This is a genomic window from Stenotrophomonas sp. PS02289 (assembly GCF_029960115.1).
Classification (GTDB): Bacteria; Pseudomonadota; Gammaproteobacteria; order Xanthomonadales; family Xanthomonadaceae; genus Stenotrophomonas.
This window is the reverse complement of sequence record NZ_JASCOZ010000040.1, coordinates 1-21902: the sequence shown is the minus strand read 5'-3', so window position 1 is coordinate 21902 and position 21902 is coordinate 1. Positions and strand designations below refer to the sequence as shown.

General features: G+C 67.2%; 17 protein-coding genes. 6 read left to right on the top strand and 11 right to left on the bottom strand.

The window, feature by feature from the left end:
* Nucleotides 1-53: 53 nt before the first annotated feature.
* A complete protein-coding gene (locus tag QMX83_RS07945) occupies nt 54-2978 on the bottom strand; it encodes a VIT domain-containing protein (RefSeq protein WP_282296090.1) in 2925 nt (974 codons plus the stop codon).
* Nucleotides 2979-3122: 144 nt separating this feature from the next.
* Between QMX83_RS07945 and QMX83_RS07940 the strand changes: the two genes are divergently transcribed.
* Nucleotides 3123-4166 (top strand): DUF1176 domain-containing protein, encoded by a 1044-nt coding sequence (locus tag QMX83_RS07940; protein WP_282296089.1) that lies wholly within the window; start codon nt 3123-3125, stop codon nt 4164-4166.
* A gap of 125 nt (nt 4167-4291) precedes the next feature.
* On the opposite strand, the gene recJ is transcribed toward QMX83_RS07940, so the two are convergent.
* The 10 genes from recJ to QMX83_RS07890 all read right to left on the bottom strand — a co-directional run bounded on the left by recJ (nt 4292) and on the right by QMX83_RS07890 (nt 15819).
* A complete protein-coding gene (gene recJ, locus QMX83_RS07935; RefSeq protein ID WP_282296088.1) occupies nt 4292-6025 on the bottom strand; it encodes a single-stranded-DNA-specific exonuclease RecJ in 1734 nt (577 codons plus the stop codon).
* A complete protein-coding gene (locus QMX83_RS07930; protein WP_282296087.1) occupies nt 6022-6942 on the bottom strand; it encodes a phosphoglycerate mutase in 921 nt (306 codons plus the stop codon). Before QMX83_RS07930 ends, recJ begins: the two co-directional genes overlap by 4 nt.
* Before the next feature lie 3 nt (nt 6943-6945).
* Nucleotides 6946-7422: a transcription elongation factor GreA gene (gene greA, locus QMX83_RS07925; RefSeq protein WP_282296086.1), complete on the bottom strand. Its 477-nt coding sequence runs from the start codon at nt 7420-7422 to the stop codon at nt 6946-6948.
* A complete protein-coding gene (carB, locus tag QMX83_RS07920) occupies nt 7419-10661 on the bottom strand; it encodes a carbamoyl-phosphate synthase large subunit (protein ID WP_282296085.1) in 3243 nt (1080 codons plus the stop codon). Before carB ends, greA begins: the two co-directional genes overlap by 4 nt.
* A 54-nt stretch (nt 10662-10715) precedes the next feature.
* Nucleotides 10716-11276 (bottom strand): hypothetical protein, encoded by a 561-nt coding sequence (locus tag QMX83_RS07915; RefSeq protein ID WP_282296084.1) that lies wholly within the window; start codon nt 11274-11276, stop codon nt 10716-10718.
* Nucleotides 11276-12406 carry a glutamine-hydrolyzing carbamoyl-phosphate synthase small subunit gene (gene carA / locus QMX83_RS07910; protein WP_282296083.1) on the bottom strand — a complete coding sequence of 377 codons (1131 nt, stop codon included), beginning with the start codon at nt 12404-12406 and terminating at the stop codon, nt 11276-11278. The genes QMX83_RS07915 and carA overlap by 1 nt, the downstream gene beginning before the upstream one ends.
* 293 nt (nt 12407-12699) lie before the next feature.
* On the bottom strand, nt 12700-13428 hold the full coding sequence (gene dapB / locus QMX83_RS07905) for a 4-hydroxy-tetrahydrodipicolinate reductase (protein ID WP_282296082.1): 729 nt from the start codon (nt 13426-13428) through the stop codon (nt 12700-12702).
* A gap of 32 nt (nt 13429-13460) precedes the next feature.
* The gene (locus QMX83_RS07900; protein WP_282296081.1) at nt 13461-13715 is read right to left on the bottom strand and encodes a DUF6587 family protein; all 255 of its coding nucleotides are present in this window, start codon (nt 13713-13715) and stop codon (nt 13461-13463) included.
* The gene (feoB, locus tag QMX83_RS07895; protein WP_282296080.1) at nt 13715-15571 is read right to left on the bottom strand and encodes a ferrous iron transport protein B; all 1857 of its coding nucleotides are present in this window, start codon (nt 15569-15571) and stop codon (nt 13715-13717) included. The genes QMX83_RS07900 and feoB overlap by 1 nt, the downstream gene beginning before the upstream one ends.
* Nucleotides 15568-15819: a FeoA family protein gene (locus tag QMX83_RS07890; RefSeq protein ID WP_282296079.1), complete on the bottom strand. Its 252-nt coding sequence runs from the start codon at nt 15817-15819 to the stop codon at nt 15568-15570. The genes feoB and QMX83_RS07890 overlap by 4 nt, the downstream gene beginning before the upstream one ends.
* Nucleotides 15820-15940: 121 nt before the next feature.
* On the opposite strand from QMX83_RS07890, the gene QMX83_RS07885 reads away from it, so the two are divergent.
* From QMX83_RS07885 to yeiP, 5 genes are all read left to right on the top strand, one after another.
* Nucleotides 15941-16729, top strand: coding sequence for an enoyl-CoA hydratase/isomerase family protein (locus QMX83_RS07885; protein ID WP_282296078.1), 789 nt, complete (start codon nt 15941-15943; stop codon nt 16727-16729).
* 162 nt (nt 16730-16891) lie between these two features.
* Nucleotides 16892-17785, top strand: a complete 894-nt coding sequence (locus QMX83_RS07880) for a hydroxymethylglutaryl-CoA lyase (RefSeq protein WP_282296077.1) — start codon at nt 16892-16894, stop codon at nt 17783-17785.
* Nucleotides 17782-20346, top strand: a complete 2565-nt coding sequence (locus QMX83_RS07875) for an EAL domain-containing protein (RefSeq protein WP_282296076.1) — start codon at nt 17782-17784, stop codon at nt 20344-20346. Before QMX83_RS07880 ends, QMX83_RS07875 begins: the two co-directional genes overlap by 4 nt.
* A 78-nt stretch (nt 20347-20424) precedes the next feature.
* Nucleotides 20425-21195, top strand: a complete 771-nt coding sequence (locus QMX83_RS07870) for an SDR family NAD(P)-dependent oxidoreductase (protein ID WP_282296075.1) — start codon at nt 20425-20427, stop codon at nt 21193-21195.
* Between the two features lie 34 nt (nt 21196-21229).
* Entirely contained in the window at nt 21230-21796 is a 567-nt protein-coding gene (gene yeiP / locus QMX83_RS07865) for an elongation factor P-like protein YeiP (protein ID WP_282296074.1), read from the top strand.
* The last annotated feature ends 106 nt before the right edge of the window (nt 21797-21902 follow it).

The window sequence follows — 21902 nt, the reverse complement described above, 5'->3', positions numbered from 1 at the left end:
GGCTTGGACAAGACCGCCGATTATAGCCTCAGCGGCCCCGTTCATGTTGGCCGTCACTTCACCTCGAACTCGCCGACCAGCACCGTCTCACTGTCGTCCTCCAACCGCATGGTCACGTACTGGTCCTGCTGGCGTTCACTGCCCCACTTCGTGCTCAGGCGCAGGGTCAGCGTGGTCGCCCCGGTCACCAGCTGCTCGCGGCTGCCAAAGTAATTGGCCTCCACCTTGTACCGGCCCGGCTTGGCCTGGCGCAGCGAGAACTGTTCCGGTCCGTAGCCACCGGTGAAGTCGCGCGACATCTGCCCGCCCTGATAGGTCAGCCGGTTGCCGTAATACGCGCGCTCGCCATTCGGATCGGTCACCCACAGGTCCATGTCGCTGTTGTCGCTGTCCCAGCTCAGCACCACCCGCAGATCCAACGGCATGGCCCGACGCAGGCGCGGGTCCACCTTGCCCAGGTCCACCTTGTGGCGGCTGGCCAGGGTATTCAGTTCATCCAGCGCGATCAGCGAAATACCGTCGAAGCGCGCGTCCCAGGGGCGGACCACCACCTCATTGAGGGCATCCACTGCGGCCTGCGCCTGCCCGGCCGCCTCCAGCGCCAGGCCCAGGTCACGGAAACTCTGGGGCTCCTCCTCTCCCATTGCCAGCACTTGGCGGAACACCGGTACCGCCAGTTCCGCGGCCTTGGCCTGCATCAGCCGGTAGCCCAGCACACGCAGCACATGGCGGTTTTCCAGCTGCATCTCGGCCAGGTTGGACAACACCCGCAGGGCGCGCTCGCGCTGACCGTGTTCCAGCAGGATGTCGGCCACGTCCAGGTAGAACGCACTGCTGTCGGCATGGTTGTCCCGCTCCTTGAGGTACAGGGCATAGACCTGCGCAGGGGCGGCAGCCCGCAGCTGGCGCGCATACAGCGAGTCCGGCTGCCATGCACCGATGCTGATGCGCAGCTGGCCCGCATTGGCAGGGGCATCGGCGGGCGCTGCGGCATTGGCCAGCATTGCCTCTGGCATGGCCGAAGACGTGAGGACCACGCGATCCAGGGTCGAATCCGCTGCCGCTGCCGGGCGCGGCGGTGACAGAGCGCGCACCGGCGGCGGTGCGGCCGGGGCGGGTGCGGCCGGCATGCTGGAGCGCTCCTCGCTCGCGGCCTGCTCACGGGCGGCGGCGCGCTTGGCCGCTTGCGCAGCAACGGGAGGAGGTCCCTTGGGCCAGCTGCGGTTCCACCACAGCTCGCGCTCGGCGAACTGGCCGGCAATCGTGTCCAGACGCTGCCGGCGCTGTTCTGCCTCATCGCGCACCTGCAGCGCGTGGCGTGCGTCATACGCGGTCTGCAAGGGGGCCGGTGGGCGGATGCCGTAGCGCAGGTAGTCCTCCAGCGTTTCCAGGACCAGCAGCGAGGTCTCCGGGCCGACCAGCCCGAACTGCTGCGACAGCGCCTGTATCGCGGCGCGGTTGCCCTCGCGGTCGCCCTCCAGTTCACGCAGTCGCAGCCCCGCCCAGGCATGGGCAGGCAGCGCGCCGTCGCTGTCCGGCAGGCTTTCCAGCAACAGGGACTGGCCGGCACGGCCGCCGGATGCACCCATGTGGAGGGAGGCACGCGCCGCCACGATCCGTCCTGCGACCCGGACCCAGCCCTGCGGAGCCTGGGCGTCGTCCAGCACCAGATCGGCCACGCCCTCGCCGCCGACCTCCAGTCGTGCCGGCGTCTCGCGCAGCAGACGCTCCGCCACAGGCTCGGCATCGCTCGCACTGTGCAGCACCAGCAGCTGCCCACCACTGCGGCCTACCCAGCTGCGCAGCCGCGCCGCGTCGGTGCGCGCACCGGCACCGCTGAGCACGTACAACGGCTGCCCCGCGCGCAGTGCCGGACGCGTGCGCAGGCCAAAGTTGCCCAGGCCATCGCTGACCAGAATCGTTTCATCCACGTCCGCGCTGGCGGTCCAGTCACCCAGGGCGCTGCCGCCGTCATACACCAGCCCTTCCAGCTCGCGGCGCAGGGCGGACCAGTTGCCGCCCTGCACGTTGAAGCGGCGCGCGGGCTCGGCGCGGTCACGCACCACCGTGAGCTGCACCTGGACGTTGCCCGCGGCACGCAGGTAACGATCCAGCACCGCCAGTTCGGCGGCGGTGTCCCGCTTGCGGCCCGAACCGGACGCGTCCCATACCAGCCCGATGCGGCGCGGCAGGGCACGCCGCGATGTCTGGCTGGCGACCGGCACCTGCACCATGAAGTAGCGCTCCCCTGCGAATCGCCCCTGCATGCCGGTGATGCCACGCGGCAGCGGCAGGGTCCAGCCGAGCTGCGCGGGCAATGCGTCACCCCGCCCTTGCCAGCGCGCCTGCAAGGTGGCACCGGCCAGGGTCAGTTCAAGCGGCGAGCGGCCGTGTTTGACCGGCACGCCGGTACCCATCGCATCCAGCCGCAACTGCACCTGTTGCGCGCCCTGGGCGAACTGCATCGGCAGCGTCCAGCGCAGGCCCTTGGCATCCAGCGGCAATGCTTCACGTACGGTCAGCGCCACCCGCCGCGTGCCCTGCGCCGGGATCGGGTAGATCCGCAGGCGGAACTGATTGCCCGCGGTCTGCTCCAGCAGCCCGGGGTCCACATTGCGGCGTTCGATGGCTTCAAACACCTGCCGCCCCTGGTCCTTGGGCACCGGCACCGCGTCGCGCAGTGCACCGTCGATGTCCAGCGCGAACCCGGTGACCTGCTGACCGTCAGCCAGTGGAAACTCCAGGTTGCCCTCGAGCACGCGGTTGTTGGGGTTGCGGAACACCAGTTCGATTCGCGTCTCGCCCAACCCGGCGGCCACCCGGCTCTCCAGACGCGCCTGTTCCAGCAGCACCGGGCGCTCGGCCCCGGCGACCTTGAGCACGGCCTGGCCGGCAGTCTGCGCGGCTGCGCCCTGCCCCATGATCATGCCAACCCACACTGCCATGCCCCATCCCAACCCGCGCAGCACGCTGCCCATGTGACGCTCCTGATGTCGATGACGGATCCTTCAACGCACCACCGTGGCAAACGGGGTTGAGCGGCGATGAGGCCCCGCATGGACAGCACCGTCCCCTTGCGCCACCCTGACACCCCCAAGGACTGTATCCAACAAGGACGTCACATGCGCCGCACCCTCGCCTGCCTGCTGCTGGCCACCCTGCTGCCCACCGCGCAGGCGGCCGCCTCCGTCCCGGTGAAGGGGGTCGAGTTCACCCATAACGACTGGACCCTGGCCTGCGACAACACCCGCACCTGCCGCGCAGCCGGTTACCAGAACGAAGACGCCGGCGATGATCCGGTGTCGGTGCTGCTCACCCGCAAGGGCGGGCCTGACCAGCCGATCAGCGCCGAACTGATGCTGGGCGAATACGATGAAGGCGACATGCCGGACACGGTCACCCTGCACATCAACGGGAAAGCACTGGGCAAGGTCGCCGACAGCACCCGCTTTTCGGCCGCCCAGACCAGTGCGCTGCTCAACGCCCTGATCAGGGACAGCCGGATCGAACTGCTGGGCAACAATGGCCGGCGCTGGGCGCTGTCTGATCGCGGTGCCTCGGCGGTGCTGCTGAAGATGGACGAATTCCAGGGTCGGCTCGGCACGCCCGGCGCGGTGATGCGCAAGGGCAGCCGCGCTGAAGCCAGCGTGCTGCCGGCCCTGCCGGTGCCGGTGATCACACTGGGCAAGCGCGTACCGACCACGGCGGCGGATGAGGCACTGGGCCAGCTGCCCGCGCTACGCGCCGCATTGGCCGCCGCCACGTCTGCTGACGATTGTGATGCCCTGCATGCTGCCGAGGGCACACCGTTCGACGATGAACCGCAACCGGTCACGGTCAAGCGCCTGGATGGCCGCCACCTGCTGGCGTCCACTGTGTGCTGGCGCGGGGCCTATAACGAAGGTTCCGGCTACTGGGTGGTCAATGACCGCGCGCCGTATCAGCCGCGCTACATCACCAACCTGGGCGTGGACGACGACACGCTGACGATCACGGCATCGCACAAGGGCCGCGGACTTGGCGATTGCTGGAGCAATGCCATGTGGGCCTGGAACGGCACCGAATACATCCAGACCGACGACGGCAGCACCGGCCTGTGCCGCCTGGTCGCCGCCGGCGGTGCCTGGCAGATGCCGTCACTGGTGAGCGAGGTCAAGGAACCGTAACGCGCGACACCGCCGTAGAGCCACGCGCTGCGTGGCTTCGCCATGACGATTTCAACGACAGCCACGCAGGGCGTGGCTCTACGCGGCATTACGCATCAGCCCTTTGGGGGAATCGGCGGAACAGATCACGCGTCAGCGCAATGCTCGATGATCAACTGGATCGCCCCACCGCCGCGATAATCGTCGCTGACCAGCCGGTAGGCGATATGCACATGGTTGGCCGGCGCATTGCCGGTCCAACCGCTGAAGTGAATCGCATTGAGCGGCTCAACCCGCCCGGGCACGCGCAGGCTCAGCTTGAGATGCTTTTCCTTCAGCACCTGCCAGCGCGCCACCTGGAAGTAACCATCGAACAGCGGCTCCGGGAAGCCCTGCCCCCACGGACCGGCCAGTCGCAGCGCTTCGGCATGACGGAAGTCGAGTTCCTCCACGCCCAGCTCGCCATCGCTCAGCAGCAACTGCTGCAACGAAGCAGGATCCATCTGCGCCTGCACCACCGCCAGGAAGGCCTGCTCGAACGCCACCAGGTGGGCCTGCGGCAGGCTCAATCCGGCGGCCATCGCGTGCCCGCCGAACTTGTCCATCAAACCCGGATGCGCCGCATTGACCAGCGCCAGCGCATCACGGATATGGAACCCGGCAATGGAGCGCGCCGAGCCGCGCAATGAGTCACTGCCCGGCTCCGAAGGCGCGAACGCGATCACCGGCCGATGCAGGCGATCTTTCATCTTCGAGGCGACCAACCCGACCACGCCGGGGTGCCACTCGGCATCAAACAGACACGCAGCGATCGGCCGCTCACCCTCGGCGCTGAGTACCGCGCGTGACACCGCCAGTTCGGCATCGTCGGTCATCAGCTGCTGCACGGCACGGCGCTCGGCGTTGATCTGCTCCAGGGTCTGCGCGATCTCGCGGGCCTGGCTGCGATCTTCCGTCAGCAGCAGTTCGATGCCCAGCGCCATGTCTTCCAGGCGTCCGGCGGCATTGAGGCGCGGCCCCAACGCGAAGCCGATATCGGTCGCGCTCAGTCGCTTCACATCGCGCCCGCTGGCTTCGATCAGCGCCTGCAGGCCGACACATCCCTGGCCTGCGCGCAGGCGGCGCAGACCCGCTGACACCAGCGCCCGGTTGTTGGCATCCAGTGCGACCAGGTCGGCCACCGTACCCACCGCCACCAGATCGAGCAGGGTCAGCAGATCCGGCTCGGGTGTGGTGGCGAAGGACCCCTGCGCGCGCAGATGCCGGCGCAAGGCCATCAGCACATAGAAAATGACCCCGACACCGGCCAGTGCCTTGCTCGGGAACGCATCGTCCTGCAGGTTCGGGTCGACCAGCGCGTCGGCCGGCGGCAGGTGCTCGCCCGGCAGGTGGTGATCGGTCACCAGCACCTTCCAGCCCAACGCCTTGGCGGCGGTCACGCCGGCATGGCAGGCAATGCCATGGTCCACCGTGACCAGCAGGCCAGGCTGCAGCGGGGCCAGCTCGGCCACCAGCGAAGGTGACAGGCCGTAACCGTGCAGCACGCGGTTCGGCACCGCGTGCACCACGTCGCGCGCACCCAGCAGGCGCAGACCGCGCACGCCCACCGCGCAGGCGGTGGCTCCGTCGCAGTCGAAATCGCCTACGACCAGGATGCGTTCGTTGTGGGCGATCGCATTCGCCAGCAGATCAACTGCGGCCTGCATGCCCCCCATCAACTCGGGTGCATGCAACTGCGCCAGTTTCGGTTGCGCCTGCGCCGGGTCGGTGACACCGCGGGCGGTGTACAGCCGCTGCAGCAGCGGCAGGGTGTCGGCGGGCCAGCCGGCACAGTCAAGGACAGGGCGGCGTTGAATGCGTGCGGTGTGTGAGGAGGTCATGCGTCCTGCAGCTGCAACGGCTTCTTCCACAGCTTCCAGCGCTGGCTCTTGTCCAGCTCGAAGCGCAGACCATCCTCGAAATCCAGCACCAGCCGGCGCAACTCACCGCGCTGCAACGCCGCCAACAACGGACGGATCGCTTCGTTGCCCAGCTGCTCCAGAGAACGCAGCTGGCGCAGGTCGACCAGCGCATCCACCGGCTGGTCGCCGCCCACCGCGACACCGGCGGCCTTGGCCAGCCCCTGCAGCAATGCTTCGCGGCTGCGCACCTGTGCATAGTCGGTGCTGACGCTGTGCGGCAGCACGCCGCCGCCCCAGAACCACAAAGAATTGATGGCGCGTTTGCCAGCGGCGATACGGCGGGCATTCCATTCGTGCTGGTGCAGCACCACCTGGGCTTCGGTCAACAACGCGCGCCACAGACGGCCGGTATCGCCCGGCGGCAGGTGATCAAACAGATCGTCACCGAGCACATCGTCAGGCGCGGCGAAGGTCGGCAGCTGGATTTCCTCCGGCAGACGCAGGTACCAGCGACCCGGCACCGGTGCATCCAGGGTGAACCCATAGCCAGCAAACAACGGTTGCAGGGCCGGCAGCAACGCGGCCACGTCGTCGGGATCGGGGCGCAGCGTGTCGCCATGCCCCATCATCCGCGCGCCCTGCATGTCCGGCGCAACGTTGGCCGGATCCGCACGCAGCCACACGCCGTCGGCGGCGTCACCGACATCCAGCTGGCGCGTCAGCGCCGCCACCGGCCACTGCGCCGGCTGCAGCTGGAAATGCCGCTGCAGCTGGGCGCGTTCGCCCGGCTCGACCGTGCTGCGCTGGGCGCGGCCCAGCGCCCTGGCCACGTCATCGGGCAAGGGCGCAGCCGGAAACCGGCTGCGTGCCGGCAGCAGCAGGGTCGCGCTGGCCATGCGTCAGGACAGGTACTGCACGCTGACGATTTCGTACTCGCGCTGGCCGGCCGGTGCATCGATGGTGACGCTGTCACCTTCGGTCTTGCCGATCAGCGCGCGGGCCACCGGCGAGGAGATCGCAATCAGTCCCAGCTTGATGTCCGCTTCCAGGTCACCCACGATCTGGTACTGCTTCTCTTCGTCGGTATCCACGTCAGCCAGGGTCACGCTGGCCCCGAACACCACCTTGCTGCCGGCGTTGAGCTTGCTGATGTCGATGATCTCAGCATGCGACAGCTCACCTTCCAGCTGCTTGATGCGGCCTTCGATGAAACCCTGCTGTTCGCGGGCGGCGTGGTACTCGGCGTTTTCCTTCAGGTCACCGTGCTCACGCGCTTCGGCGATGGCGGCAATGACCTCCGGGCGCTTGACCGACTTCAGGTGATCCAGTTCGTCGCGCAGCTTCTGCGCGCCTTTCAGGGTGATCGGTGCTCTCATGCATTCAACTCCTTGTGCAGCTCCTGCAGCGACCAGACCGGGCCGGTCCCGCGGAATTCCAGTGATTGCACCAGTGCCTTGGCACCGGCAATGGTGGTCGAATAGGTGACGCGGTGCTGCAGCGCCTCGCGCCGGATCGAGAAGGAGTCGTTGATCGCCGCACGGCCTTCGGTCGTGTTGACGATATAGACGATCTCACCGTTCTTGATCGAGTCGACAATGTGCGGACGACCTTCGACCACCTTGTTGACGATCTCACAGTCCATGCCGTGCTGCTGCAGCCACGCCGCGGTGCCACGGGTGGCCACCAGGGTGTAACCGCGTTCCAGCAGGGCCTGGGCGACCGGCAGCACGCGCTTCTTGTCCGGGTCACGGACCGACACGAACGCCTTGCCCTGCGGCGGAGCCTTGATGCCGCCGGCTTCCTGCGCGCGCGCAAACGCGGCGCTGAAGCTGCGACCCACGCCCATCACCTCACCGGTGGAGCGCATCTCCGGCCCGAGGATCGGATCCACGCCCTGGAACTTGGCGAACGGGAAGATCGCTTCCTTCACCGAGTAGTAGTCCGGCACGATTTCCTTGGTGGCACCCTGCTCGGCCAGGGTCTTGCCGGCCATGCAGCGCGCGGCGATCTTGGCCAGCGCCATGCCGGTGGCCTTTGACACGAACGGCACGGTGCGCGAGGCACGCGGGTTCACTTCCAGCAGGTAGACGATGTCGTTGCCGTCTTCGCCGGCCTGGATCGCGAACTGGGTGTTCATCAGGCCGACCACGTTCAGGGCCTTGGCCAGCTCCACCACCTGACGGCGCAGCTCGGCCTGGGTTTCCGTCGACAGCGAGTAAGGCGGCAGCGAGCACGAGGAGTCACCGGAGTGCACACCGGCTTCTTCGATGTGCTCCATCACGCCGCCGATCAGGACGTTGCCATCCTTGTCGGCAATGATGTCGACGTCGCATTCCACGGCGTTGTCCAGGAAGCGGTCCAGCAGCACCGGCGAGTCGTTGGACACCTTCACCGCGTCGCGCACGTAGCGGGCCAGATCGGATTCGCCGTAGACGATTTCCATGGCGCGGCCACCCAGCACGTAGCTCGGGCGCACCACCAGCGGATACCCGATCTCGCGGGCCAGCAGCAGCGCTTCCTGGTCGTTGCGGGCGATGCGGTTCGGCGGCTGCTTCAGGCCCAGCTTCTCGACCAGCTGCTGGAAGCGCTCGCGGTCTTCAGCCAGGTCGATGGAGTCCGGGCTGGTGCCGATCACCGGCACGCCATTGGCTTCCAGCGCGCGTGCCAGCTTCAGCGGGGTCTGGCCGCCGTACTGCACGATCACGCCCTTCGGCTGTTCCAGCTCGACGATTTCCAGCACGTCTTCCAGGGTCAGCGGTTCGAAGTACAGGCGGTCGGAGGTGTCGTAGTCGGTCGACACGGTTTCCGGGTTGCAGTTGACCATGATGGTTTCATAGCCATCCTCGCGCAGCGCCAGTGCCGCGTGGACGCAGCAGTAGTCGAACTCGATGCCCTGGCCGATACGGTTCGGACCGCCACCCAGGATCATGATCTTGTCGCGGTTGCTCGGCGCGGCTTCGCACTCGTCCTCGTAGGTCGAGTACAGGTAGGCGGTGCCGGTGGCGAACTCGGCCGCGCAGGAGTCCACGCGCTTGTACACCGGACGCACTTTGTGGGCGCGACGCAGCGCGCGCACGGCAGCTTCGTTGGTACCGGTCAGCTGGGCCAGGCGGGCGTCTGAGAAGCCGGCGCGCTTGAGCTTGCGCAGGCGCGCGGCGTCCAGCGCGTCGATGCCCTCTGCCGCGACCTTGGTTTCTTCGGCGATGATCTCTTCGATCTGGTCCAGGAACCACGGATCGATGAACGACAGGTTGTAGATCTCTTCCACGCTCATGCCGGCGCGGAACGCATCGGCCACATAGAACAGACGCTCCGGACCCGGGGCCTTGAGCTCACGGCGCAGGGTCTGCAGGTCGTCCTCGTTGCCCAGATCCAGTTCGGTCGGGTCGAAGCCGACCTTGCCGGTTTCCAGGCCACGCAGGGCCTTCTGCACCGATTCCTGGAAGGTGCGACCCATCGCCATCACCTCACCCACCGACTTCATCTGGGTGGTCAGGCGCGCATCGGCAGCCGGGAACTTCTCGAAGGCGAAGCGCGGAATCTTGGTGACCACGTAGTCGATCGACGGCTCGAACGAAGCCGGAGTCAGGCCACCGGTGATTTCGTTCTTCAGCTCGTCCAGGGTGTAACCCACGGCCAGCTTGGCGGCGACCTTGGCGATCGGGAAGCCGGTGGCCTTGGAGGCCAGTGCCGACGAACGCGACACGCGCGGGTTCATTTCGATGACGACGACGCGGCCGGTGTCCGGGTTGATGCCGAACTGCACGTTCGAACCGCCGGTATCCACGCCGATCTTGCGCAGCACGGCGATGGAGGCATCGCGCAGACGCTGGTATTCCTTGTCGGTCAGGGTCTGTGCCGGAGCCACGGTGATCGAGTCACCGGTGTGCACGCCCATCGGGTCAAGGTTTTCGATCGAGCAGACGATGATGCAGTTGTCGGCGGTGTCACGCACCACCTCCATTTCGAATTCCTTCCAGCCCAGCACCGACTCTTCCACCAGCACTTCAGTGGTCGGCGACAGTTCCAGGCCGCGGCTGACGATTTCCACCAGCTCTTCGCGGTTGTAGGCGATGCCGCCACCACTGCCGCCCAGGGTGAAGCTGGGGCGGATGATGGTCGGGTAGCCGACGCGGGTCTGGATTTCCAGCGCTTCGTCCAGGGTGTGGGCGACGGCGGCAGTCGGGCATTCCAGGCCGATCTCGCCCATGGCGACGCGGAACAGCTCGCGGTCTTCGGCCATGCGGATCGCTTCACGCTTGGCACCGATCAGCTCGACGTTGTACTTCTCCAGCACGCCGTTGTCGGCCAGGTCCAGCGCGCAGTTCAGCGCGGTCTGGCCACCCATGGTCGGCAGCAGCGCGTCGGGCTTTTCCTTGGCGATGATCTTCTCGACCGTCTGCCAGTTGATCGGCTCGATGTAGACGGCGTCGGCCATCTCCGGGTCGGTCATGATGGTGGCCGGATTGCTGTTGACCAGCACCACGCGGTAACCCTCGTCACGCAGCGCCTTGCAGGCCTGCGCGCCGGAGTAGTCGAACTCGCAGGCCTGGCCGATGACGATCGGGCCGGCACCGATGATGAGGATGGTCTTTAGGTCAGTGCGCTTTGGCATTTTCTTCTCTAAGTCAGTACAGCGTGACAAGGGGGATTGATCGCACGCTGTCGATCAGGAACTTTTTTCTATTGGAAGCTGGATCTTGCAGCTGTTGAGCATGTCCTGGGCTAAAGCGTCGGACCCGCTGAAACCGCGATTGGACGCGATCACCGCATTGAGGCGTTGGCTATGAGCCGATTCGAAGAACGCCTTTCCTTTGTCGATCTCCGCCTCATCCAGCCTCAACACCATGGCATTGACCTCTTCCATGCTGGCGCCCGCGGCCCTTGCGCGCATCGTCGCACCCGCAGGCGAGTCCAGAAACTGACTCCAAGCCGCAATGACGTCGCCGCCCTCATCGCCGAGATCCTCGATGATGCCGTCGCGTATGGAATCCACATTCGCCTTCAGCATGAGCTTCGTCAGGCACTCGACCTGGTCGTCGGTCTTGACCGGTGAATCGGGACGCTGCTTCCAGCTCGATACTTCCACCTGGATCATGCGCGCGACGTCAGGAGCATCCTGCACAATGCCAAGACCCTGCATCACTTTTTCCACCTCTTTCGGCTGCGCCGGAGCGGCAGCCGCCGTTCCGGTCGCAAGCATCGACAGCAGGAGCGCGGCGATGCGCATCAGGCCTTGGCCTGCGCCATCAGGGACACGAACTGGTCGAACAGCGGGCTGACGTCGTGCGGACCGGGCGAGGCTTCCGGGTGACCCTGGAACGAGAACGCCGGCACGTCGGTGCGGGCGATGCCCTGGTTGGTGCCGTCGAACAGCGAGCGGTGGGTCACGCGCAGGGTGGACGGCAGCGTGGCTTCATCCACCGCGAAGCCGTGGTTCTGCGAGGTGATCATCACCCGGCCGCTGTCCAGGTCCTGCACCGGGTGGTTGGCACCGTGGTGGCCGTGGCCCATCTTGACCGTCTTGGCCCCGGAGGCCAGCGCCAGCAGCTGGTGGCCCAGGCAGATGCCGAAAGTCGGCAGCTTCTGGTCCAGGAACACCTTGATCGCGTCGATGGCGTAGTCGCACGGTTCCGGGTCGCCCGGGCCGTTGGACAGGAACACGCCGTCCGGCTTGAGCGCCAGCACTTCGGCGGCGGGCGTCTGCGCCGGCACCACGGTGATGTCGCAGCCGCGCTCGGCCAGCATGCGCAGGATGTTCAGCTTGGCACCGAAGTCATAGGCCACGACCTTGAACTTCGGGGCAGCGTTGACGAACGCGTTGCGGTCCAGATCCAGCTGGCCCTCGTTCCAGCTGTAGGTCGCATCCGTGCTCACCACCTTGGCCAGGTCCATGCCCTTCAGACCCGGGAACTTGCGCGCGGCTTCCAGCGCGACGTCGACATTGATGTCGTCACCGGCCATCAGTGCGCCGTTCTGCGCGCCCTTCTCACGCAGGATGCGGGTCAGCTTGCGGGTGTCGATGCCGGAAATGGCCACCACGCCACGCTGGTTCAGCCAGTCCTGCAGCGGGACCTGGCTGCGCCAGTTGCTGGGACGGCGCGGCACATCGCGCACGATCAGACCGGCCGACCACACCTTGCGGGCTTCGTCGTCCTGGTCGGTCATGCCGGTGTTGCCGATATGCGGGTAGGTCAGCGTGACCATCTGCCGGGCGTAGGAAGGATCAGTCAGCACTTCCTGGTAACCGGTCATGGCGGTGTTGAACACCACTTCACCGACGGACAGGCCGGGCGCGCCTACGGATTCGCCCTCGAATACGGTGCCGTCTTCGAGGACGAGGATTGCGGCTTGGGTCACGGAAATCTCACTTTGGCTACCGAGGGGTACCGAAGTCACGCCGCGCGATCCACTGAAAAGCGGTTGCAAAAAAGCGCGGACGGCGGTTTTTATCCGGTCCGGCTGTCGTGATTCGGCGAGCGGGAATTGTAATAGGAAGGTCACGCCAGCGCCAGCGTTTGCACGCATTCAGTCGCGCCGGGAGGCGTGTACCGTCCTGGGCAGCCACGCAGGGCGTGGCTCTACGCCAGGAAAATCCATTGACCCCGTAGAGCCACGCCCTGCGTGGCTGCATGGAGCCCGATCTGCCCCGCTCAGCCCGGCCGGCTGTCCAGCAGATCCCGCACCCGGTAACTGCCTGCAGGCCGCCCATTCAGCTGAACGGCCGCAAACAGCGCCCCACGGGCGAAGATGTCGCGATTGGTGGCCCGATGGGTCAGCTCGATGCGCTCACCCAGGCCGGTGAACTGGACCAGATGCTCGCCGACGATGTCGCCGGCACGCAGGCTGGCGTAATGCGGCTCTGCCCCGCCCTTCTGCGCGGCCGCGCCCAGGGTCAGCGCGGTGCCCGACGGCGCGTCCTGCTTGTGGATGTGGTGGGACTCGACAATGTCGCAATCCCACCCGGCCAGCGCAGCGGCGGCGCGCTCGACCAGCTCGTCCAGCACGGCCACGCCGAGGCTGAAGTTGGACGCCCAGACCAGCGGGATGGTGGCGGCGGCCTGGATCAGCGCCTGACGCTGGGCCTCACTGATGCCGGTGGTACCGGAGACCAGACCGGCCTTGCGCTCCAGGCACAGCGCCAGGATCGGGTCGAAACCTTCGGGCAGGCTGAAGTCGATGGCCACGTCGAAGGCCGGCGCGCCAGACAGTTCGCTGGCGGCGAAATGCGGCACGCCCTCGACCACGCGTTGGGCCGGCGAGCGGCGGGTGACAGCGGCAACGACCTGGAGGTCGTCACGCTCGGCGGCCAGCCGCAGCAGGGCCTGGCCCATGCGCCCGGAGGCACCGTGAATGAGCAGTCGAATGGGGGTGTTGTTCATGCACGAAGGCTAGCGGAAAGGACCGGCACCCATCAATGCTGTTTCGGCGTCGTCGGCCCACAACTGTCGCAACCGCCACACGCGCCACCGCCCACATTCGCCGGCGGCGCGATTTTCCGCCCCAGCGCCTGCAACCGCGCGCCACGCTGCGGCTTCAGCAGCCACAGCGCTACCCCGCCCCGCAATTTGCGCGCGGCCCCGGGGAACTGCTTCTTCAGCACCACCCACGCGCTGACCAGGGCGGCCAGCGCGATCACCAGGTACTGCAGCAGCAGGCTCAGCTCCATCAGCCGCCGCCCAGCGCCTTGGTCACCTGGTAGGTGATCAAGGCCGCGACATAAGCGGCAGCGAACAGGTAGAAGGTGGCAAAGCCGACCTGCTTCCACGAGTTGGTTTCACGCTTGATGGTGGCCAGGGTGGAAATGCACATCGGCGCGTAGATGAACCACACCAGCAGCGACAGACCGGTGGCCAGCGACCAGCCATCGGCCACCACCGGGGTCAGCGCCTGGATGGCCGCGTCGTCATCGGCCGCCGACAGCGCGTAGATCGTCGCCAGCGAGGACACCGCCACTTCGCGCGCGCCCATGCCCGGGATCAGCGCGATGCAGATCTGCCAGTTGAAGCCCAGCGGGGCGAAGAACACCGCCATCGCATGGCCGATCTGGCCGGCGAAGCTGTAATCGATGGCCGGCATGGTCGCGTTCTCGGGCGCACCCGGGAAGCTCAGCAGCACCCACAGCAGGATGGTCAGCGACAGGATGATGCCGCCCACCCGCTTGAGGAAGATCATGCCGCGCTCGTACAGGCCCACCGCCAGGTCACGCGGGTGCGGGATGCGATACGACGGCAGCTCCAGCATCAGCGGATGCTCGCTCTTGTCGCGCCGCCACTTCTTCATCACCCACGACATCAGCAGCGCGCTGAAGATGCCGGCCACGTACAGCCCGAACAGGACCAGGCCCTGCTGGCTGACGAAGCCCCACAGGGTCTTGGCCGGAATGAACGCGCCAATCAACAGCGCATACACCGGCAGGCGCGCCGAACACGTCATCAGCGGCGCGACCAGGATGGTGGCCAGGCGGTCACGCGGGTCCTGGATGCTGCGGGTGGCCATGATGCCAGGCACCGCACAGGCGAAGCTGGACAGCAGCGGGATGAACGAGCGCCCGGACAGGCCGGCCGACGCCATCATGCGGTCGAGCAGGAACGCCGCGCGCGGCAGGTAGCCCGATTCTTCCAGGGCCAGGATGAAGGCGAACAGGATCAGGATCTGCGGCAGGAACACCACCACCCCGCCTACGCCGGCAATGATGCCGTCGGTGAGCAGACTGGTCAGCGGGCCTTCCGGCAGGTGCGCCGCCGCGGTCTCGCCCAGCCAGCCGAAGGCGGCTTCAATGCCGTCCATCAGCGGCGTGGCCCAGGCGAACACCGCCTGGAAGATCAGGAACATCACCACCACCAGGGTGAGCAGCCCGAACACCGGGTGCAGCAGCCAGCGGTCCAGGGTGTCGTCGATCTTCGCGGTGCGGCTGGGCATGCTGACCGCGGCGGCCAGGATGTCGCGCACTTCTGCGTGGTAGTCGGCGGCCTTCTCGGGCACCTCCACCGGGGCCTGCAGGTGCGGCACCATCGCATCCAGGCGTTCGACCAGGGCCTTGGCCCCATGGCGACGCACGGCCACGGTTTCCACCACCGGCACGCCCAACGCCTTTTCCAGCGCCGGAACGTCGATCTGGATGCCACGGCGCTGCGCGGCATCGACCATGTTCAGCGCCACGATCATCGGCTTGCCCAGCTCGCGCAGTTCCAGCGCGAAGCGCAGGTGCAGGCGCAGGTTGGTGGCATCGATCACGCACAGCAGCACATCCGGTGCAGCTTCGCCCGGGTAGAAGCCGCGGCAGAAATCACGGGTGATCGCCTCGTCCAGACTGGCTGGCTGCAGGCTGTAGGCACCCGGAAGGTCCAGCACCGCGAACTCGCGACCGGACGGCGCGCGCAGGCGGCCTTCCTTGCGTTCCACGGTGACACCGGTGTAATTGGCCACCTTCTGGCGGCTGCCGGTGAGCTGGTTGAACAGCGCGGTCTTGCCGCTGTTGGGATTACCCACCAGCGCCACGCGCAATGCGGCGGTCGCGCTCATGCGTGACCCCCTTCCAGCGGACGGACCTGGATGCGCTTGGCTTCGGCAATGCGCAGGGCGAAACGGGTGAAGCCTACCTGCACCAGCAGCGGTTCACCGCCGATCGGGCCACGGGCTACCAGACGCACATTCTCGCCGCTGACAAACCCCAGTTCCTGGAGCCGACGGGCGATGGCGTCGTTTGCATGAATTTCCTGCACGGAATCCACCAGAGCGGAGCCGTTCAGCGGCAGATCGGACAACGTCACAGGTCGCCTTCGGGTCGATAAGAATGGTTATCAATATTAGCATCGCCGCGCCGCATCATGGCCGCGCGCCCCTGCACCGCTATGATCCGTACATGTTCATGGAGCTGCTGCAGGACCCCCGATGAGTGATGCCTTGAAGCGTGAACGCCGCGGCGCGGTGTTGACCCTGACCCTGAACCGCCCAACCCTGCACAACGCGTTCGACGCCGGGCTGATTGCCGAGCTGACCCTGGCCCTGGACGCCGCCGGGGACGACCCGCAGATCCGTGCGGTGGTGCTCGCCGGCGAAGGAGCCTCGTTCTCGGCCGGTGCCGACATGCAGTGGATGCGCGGCATGGCCGCCGCCGGCGAGGAGGAGAACCGGCAGGACGCGCTGGCCCTGGCCCGTCTGATGCGTACCCTGGACGAGCTGCCCAAGCCCACCCTCGCCCGCGTGCACGGAGCGGCGTTCGGGGGCGGGGTCGGGCTGGTCGCCTGCTGCGACATCGCCATTGCCAGCACCAGCGCGCGCTTTGGCCTGACTGAAAGCCGGCTGGGGCTGCTGCCCGCCGTGATCTCCCCGTATGTGATCGAGGCCATCGGCCCGCGCCAGGCACGGCGCTGGTTTGCCACCGGTGAACATTTCGACGCCGAGACCGCGCTGCGGATCGGCCTGGTTCACCAGCTGGTGGAACCCGAACGCATCGATGAAGCCGTGCAGCGCCAGCTGGGCCTGCTCGACAAGGCCGGACCGATCGCTGCGGCCACGGCCAAGCAGCTGGTGCGCCGGGTCGCGCAGGGGCCGGACCGCGACGCGCTGGACCACGACAACGCCGCCCTGATCGCCCGGCTGCGGGTCTCGGCGGAAGGACAGGAAGGCCTGGGGGCATTCCTCGACAAACGCGCGCCGCATTGGGTGACGCAGGATTGATTGCACCCGGTGGTGGCCGCTTTGTTGCCCATCCCGCGTATCCCCCTGTCATGGCCCGCCAGGGAACTGCGGCCTCCAATACGTTTCCAGGAATTTTCGTGATCCGATCTGTTCGCTGCCCGCTGTCTGAACTGCGTCTTTCCTGCCAGGAGGCGCGCCGCCATGGATGACTTCGTGCGTATTGTCGAAGTGGGCCCGCGCGACGGGCTGCAGAACGAGGCCCAGCCGGTGGCCACCGCCGACAAGATCGAGCTGATCCGCCAGCTCTCGCTGACCGGGCTACGCACCATCGAGGCCACCAGCTTCGTCAGTCCGCGCTGGGTGCCGCAGCTGGCCGACGCCGCCGAGGTCTACACCGGCATCGAGCGCCGGCCCGGTATCGACTATCCGGTGCTGGTCCCCAACGAACAGGGCTACGACCGGGCGCGCGCGGTCGGGGTCGAGGAAGTGGCGGTATTCACCGCCGCGTCGGAAACCTTCAACCGCACCAACACCAATGCCGGCATCGACGAGTCGCTGGCGCGCTTTGCGCCGATCCTGGCACGCGCCCAGGTCGACGGGGTCAAGGTGCGCGGCTACGTCTCCACCGTGCTCGGCTGCCCATACCAGGGCGAGGTCGCGGTCAGCGAGGTGGTCCGCGTGGCGAAGGCACTGCATGCCATGGGCTGTTACGAAATCTCGCTGGGCGACACCATCGGCGTGGGCACGCCGCGCAAGGCCCGGGCCATGCTCAAGGCGGTGGCCAGCGAGATCCCGATGTCGGCACTGGCCGTGCATTTCCACGATACCTACGGACAGGCACTGGCCAACATCGACGCCTGCCTGGAAGAAGGCGTACGCGTGGTCGACTCGGCCGTCTCGGGTGCGGGTGGCTGCCCCTATGCGAAGGGTGCCAGCGGCAACGTCGCCAGCGAAGACGTGGTCTACCTGCTGCACGGCATCGGCATGCGCACCGGCGTCGACCTGCCGGCACTGGCGGCCACCGGCCGCTGGCTGGCCACCCGGCTCGGCCGCGAAACCGGCAGCAAGGCCGGCAAAGCGCTGGCCGCCTTATGAGCCGCGGCGGCCCGCGCAGGGATGCAGCGGTCGGTGACCACCTCACCGGCCATCTGCACGCGCTGGCCGCCCTGGAACGCGCCCTCGCCCAACCCACCAGCGTGGATCTGCATGCGGTGCTGCGCGACGTGCAGCAGGCGCTGCAGGAAGCCATGGACGAGCGCCAGCTGGCGCTGCGCCGGTATGCTGCGCTGTTCGACGCCGTTCCCGACCCGGTCAGCATCCTCAGCGAAAGCGGCGTGGTGCTGGACCTCAACAAGGCCGGCGTCAGGGCGTATGGCCGCCCGCGCGAGGACATCGTCGGCCAGCCGATTGAAACCCTCAACCCGGATCTGCCCAGCGACCATCTCGACCCGGTGTGGGAGGCGCTGCGCCGCGGCGAGACCTATGTCATCGAAGTCACCAACATGCGCGGCGACGGCAGCCGCTTCCCGGTGGAGGTGCACTCGGCCGGCTTCGAGCACCAGGGCGAACACTGCATCGTGGCGGTGGCGCGCGACCTGAGCAGCCGCTGGCAGGCCGAGTCGCGCTACCGCCTGTTGATGGAGTCCATCGACAAGGGCGTGATCCTGTTCGACCGCAATCTGCACGTGGTCTCGGCCAACCCGGCCGCGCACCGCATCCTGGGTACCAGCGGCAGTGGCGGCAGCCTGCAGCACCTGCTGGCTCCGGAAGACTGGATCAGCGTGGACGAGCATGGCCACCCGCTCACCCGCGAGCAGTGGCCGGCGGCGGAGTCGTTGCAGCGCGGGCGGATCATCCGCAGCACCATCGTCGGCCTGTACCACCGCCCGCGTGGACGCATGATCTGGATCTCCACCACCAACGTGCCGGTGTACAGCAATGGGCGCGACACCCCCGACCATGTGTTCGGGTTGTTCAGCGACATCACCGAACTCAAGCGCAACAACACCCTGTTCGACCGCGCCCAGTCGCTGGCGCACATTGGCGGCTGGGAATGGGACCGCGGCCTGCAGCGCCTCTACCTGACCGACGAAGCCGCGCGCATCCTCGGCCAGGACCTGCCCATGCAGGACATGGCCCATCTCATGGACTGCCTGCGCACCGACGACCGCCTGCAGCTGCAGCAGGCGCTGCTCGAGGTGATCGACCGCCAGGTGCCGTTCGAGCTCGAACTGCAGGGCCAGCGCAGCGACGGCCATTCGTTCTGGGTGCGCATGATCGGCGAGGCCGAAGCCGGCGACGTCGATGCGGCCCGGATTGCCGGCACGGTGCAGGACATCACCGCGCGCAAACACGCCGAAGAGACCCTGCGCATCCAGGCCCGCACCGACCCGTTGACCGGCATCATGAACCGCGACGCGGTGCTGGGCGACCTGGCCACGCGCATGGCCAGCCCCACCCACAGCCGGGTGGCGGTGCTGTACATCGACCTGGACAGGTTCAAAACCGTCAACGACATGCTCGGCCACAACGCCGGCGACGAGCTGCTGATCGATGCGACCCGGCGCATTTCCACCGCGATCGGCACCGAGGGCCTGGTGGCCCGGTTCGGCGGCGACGAGTTCCTGGTGGTGTGCGACACCCGCGACCAGGCGGACCAGCCCGAGCGTCTGGCCGAAGCGATCACCCACGCCTTCGTTCCGCCGTTCCGTTTCGGCAGCGACGAGTTTGCGGTCACGACCAGCATCGGCATCGCCCGCGCACCGCAGGACGGGCTGCGCCCGCAGGTGCTGATCCAGAACGCCGACATCGCCATGTACGACGTCAAGCGCCGCACGCGGAATGGCTGGCAGGTGTTCTCGCCGGAACTGGCGCAGCGCCAGCACGACCGCCTGCAGATTGAAAGCCGCCTGCACCGCGCGCTGGATGATGAAGAGTTCCATCTGGTCTACCAGCCCCAGGTGAACCTCAAAACCGGCCAGCTGATCGCTGCCGAGGCGCTGATCCGCTGGCGAAATTCCCAGCTGGGCGAACTGCGCCCGGATGTGTTCATCGGCCACGCCGAAAGCACCGGCGACATCGTCCGCATCGGCCAGTGGGTGCTGCGCGAGGCCTGCCGGCAGGTGCGGCTGTGGCAGGACGCCGGTCTGGGCATCGTGCGGGTGGCGGTGAACGTGTCCTACCGCCAGTTCGTCGGCGAGGACCTGGCCCGCAACGTGCGCCAGGTCCTGGACGAGTTCGACCTGCCGGGCACCGCGCTGGAGCTGGAATTCACCGAGCGGGTGCTGATCGAGGACGCACCGGACACCCTGCAGACCTTTGCGCGCCTGCGTGAAATGGGCGTGCTGCTGACCATCGACGACTTCGGCGAAGGCTACAGCGCACTGAACTACCTGCGCCGGCTGCCGATCCACGGGCTGAAGCTGAGCCAGATGTTCGTCGAGGGTGTGCCCGGCAACCGCTCGGATGTGGCGGTGTGCGAAGCGGTCTGCGGCATTGCCCGCAGCCTGGGGCTGGGGCTGGTGGCCGAAGGCATCGAGTCCGAGGACCAGCGCAAGGCCCTGCACGGCATGGGCATCAGCGTGGGCCAGGGCTTCCTGTTCGCGCCGGGCCTGGCTCCGGACGACTTCGCCCGTCGGCTTGCCCGGCACCGCTGAGCCGCTGGTGGCAGTGCACAACGGTGCGCGGCCCGGCTTCGGCTAGAATCGGCGGTTCTCGAACTGCGGAATTCCCTGATGCAGCTGTCTTCTGTGCGTGCCGTCGTCACCGGTGGCGTTTCCGGCCTGGGCCTGTCGGTCGCCCGCCACCTGATCGCCCATGGCGGCAAAGTCGCCCTGTGGGACCTGAATGACGAAAAGGGCGCGGCCGCCGTGGCCGAGCTGGGTGCGGACAACGCGCGCTACTTCAACACCAACGTCAGCGACGAAGCGGCGGTGGCCGCGCAGATCGACGCCGCAGCCGAGTTCCTGGGCGGCCTGAACGCGGTGATCAGCTGCGCCGGCATCCTCGGTGCCGGCCGCGTGCTGGGCAAGGAAGCGCCGATGCCGCTGTCCAACTTCCAGGGCACGGTGATGGTCAACCTGGTGGGCAGCTTCAACGTCGCCAAGGCGGCCGCCAACCGCATGCAGCACAACGACGCCGGCGAAGACGGCGAGCGCGGAGTGATCATCAACACCGCCAGCGTCGCCGCCTACGAAGGCCAGATCGGCCAGGCGGCCTACTCCGCCTCCAAGGGCGGCGTGGTCGCCATGACCCTGCCGATGGCGCGCGAGCTGTCGCGCTTCGGCATCCGCGTGATGACCATTGCGCCGGGCATCTTCTGGACCCCGATGGTCGATGGCATGCCGCCGGCCGTGCAGGAATCGCTGGCTGCGTCGATCCCGTTCCCGCCCCGCCTCGGCAAGCCGGAAGACTTTGCCGGCTTGGTGGCGCACATCCTGGCCAACACCTACCTCAACGGTGAGACCATCCGCCTGGACGGCGCGGTGCGTCTGGCCGCCAAGTAATTCTTTACCTCCCACACCACCGACCTTCATTCCCATGAAAGCCAACGACATCAAGAAAGGCAACGTCGTCGAGTACAACAACGGCGTCTACCAGATCCGCGACATCGAGCGCAGCTCGCCGCAGGGCCGCGGCGGCAACGTGCGCTTCCGTTTCATCATGTACAGCGTGCCGGGCGGCAACAAGCTGGATGCCAGCTTCGACGCCGACGACAACCTGCCGGAAGTGGAACTGCTGCGCCGCCAGAGCACCTACTCGTACAAGGACGGCGATGCGTTCGTGTTCCTGGATGACGAGGACTACACCCCGTACACGCTGGACGCGGACGTGATCGGCGACGACGCCGGCTACATCACCGACGGTCTGACCGGCATCTACGTGCAGGTGATCGACGACCAGCCGGTCGCGGTGCAGCTGCCGACCAGCGTCGTGCTGGAAGTGATCGAGACCCCGCCGGAACTGAAGGGCGGCACCGCCACCAAGCGTCCGAAGCCGGCCAAGCTCAACACCGGCATTGAAATCATGGTGCCGGAGTACATCGCCAACGGCGAGCGCGTGCTGGTCAACACCACGACCGGCGAGTTTGCCGGCCGCGCGGACTGATCCGATTCAACCGCCGCTCGCGCGTACTGATCGGATTCAACCGTAGAGCCACGCCCTGCGTGGCTTTGCGGAGTCAGACGAAACACAGCCACGCAGGGCGTGGCTC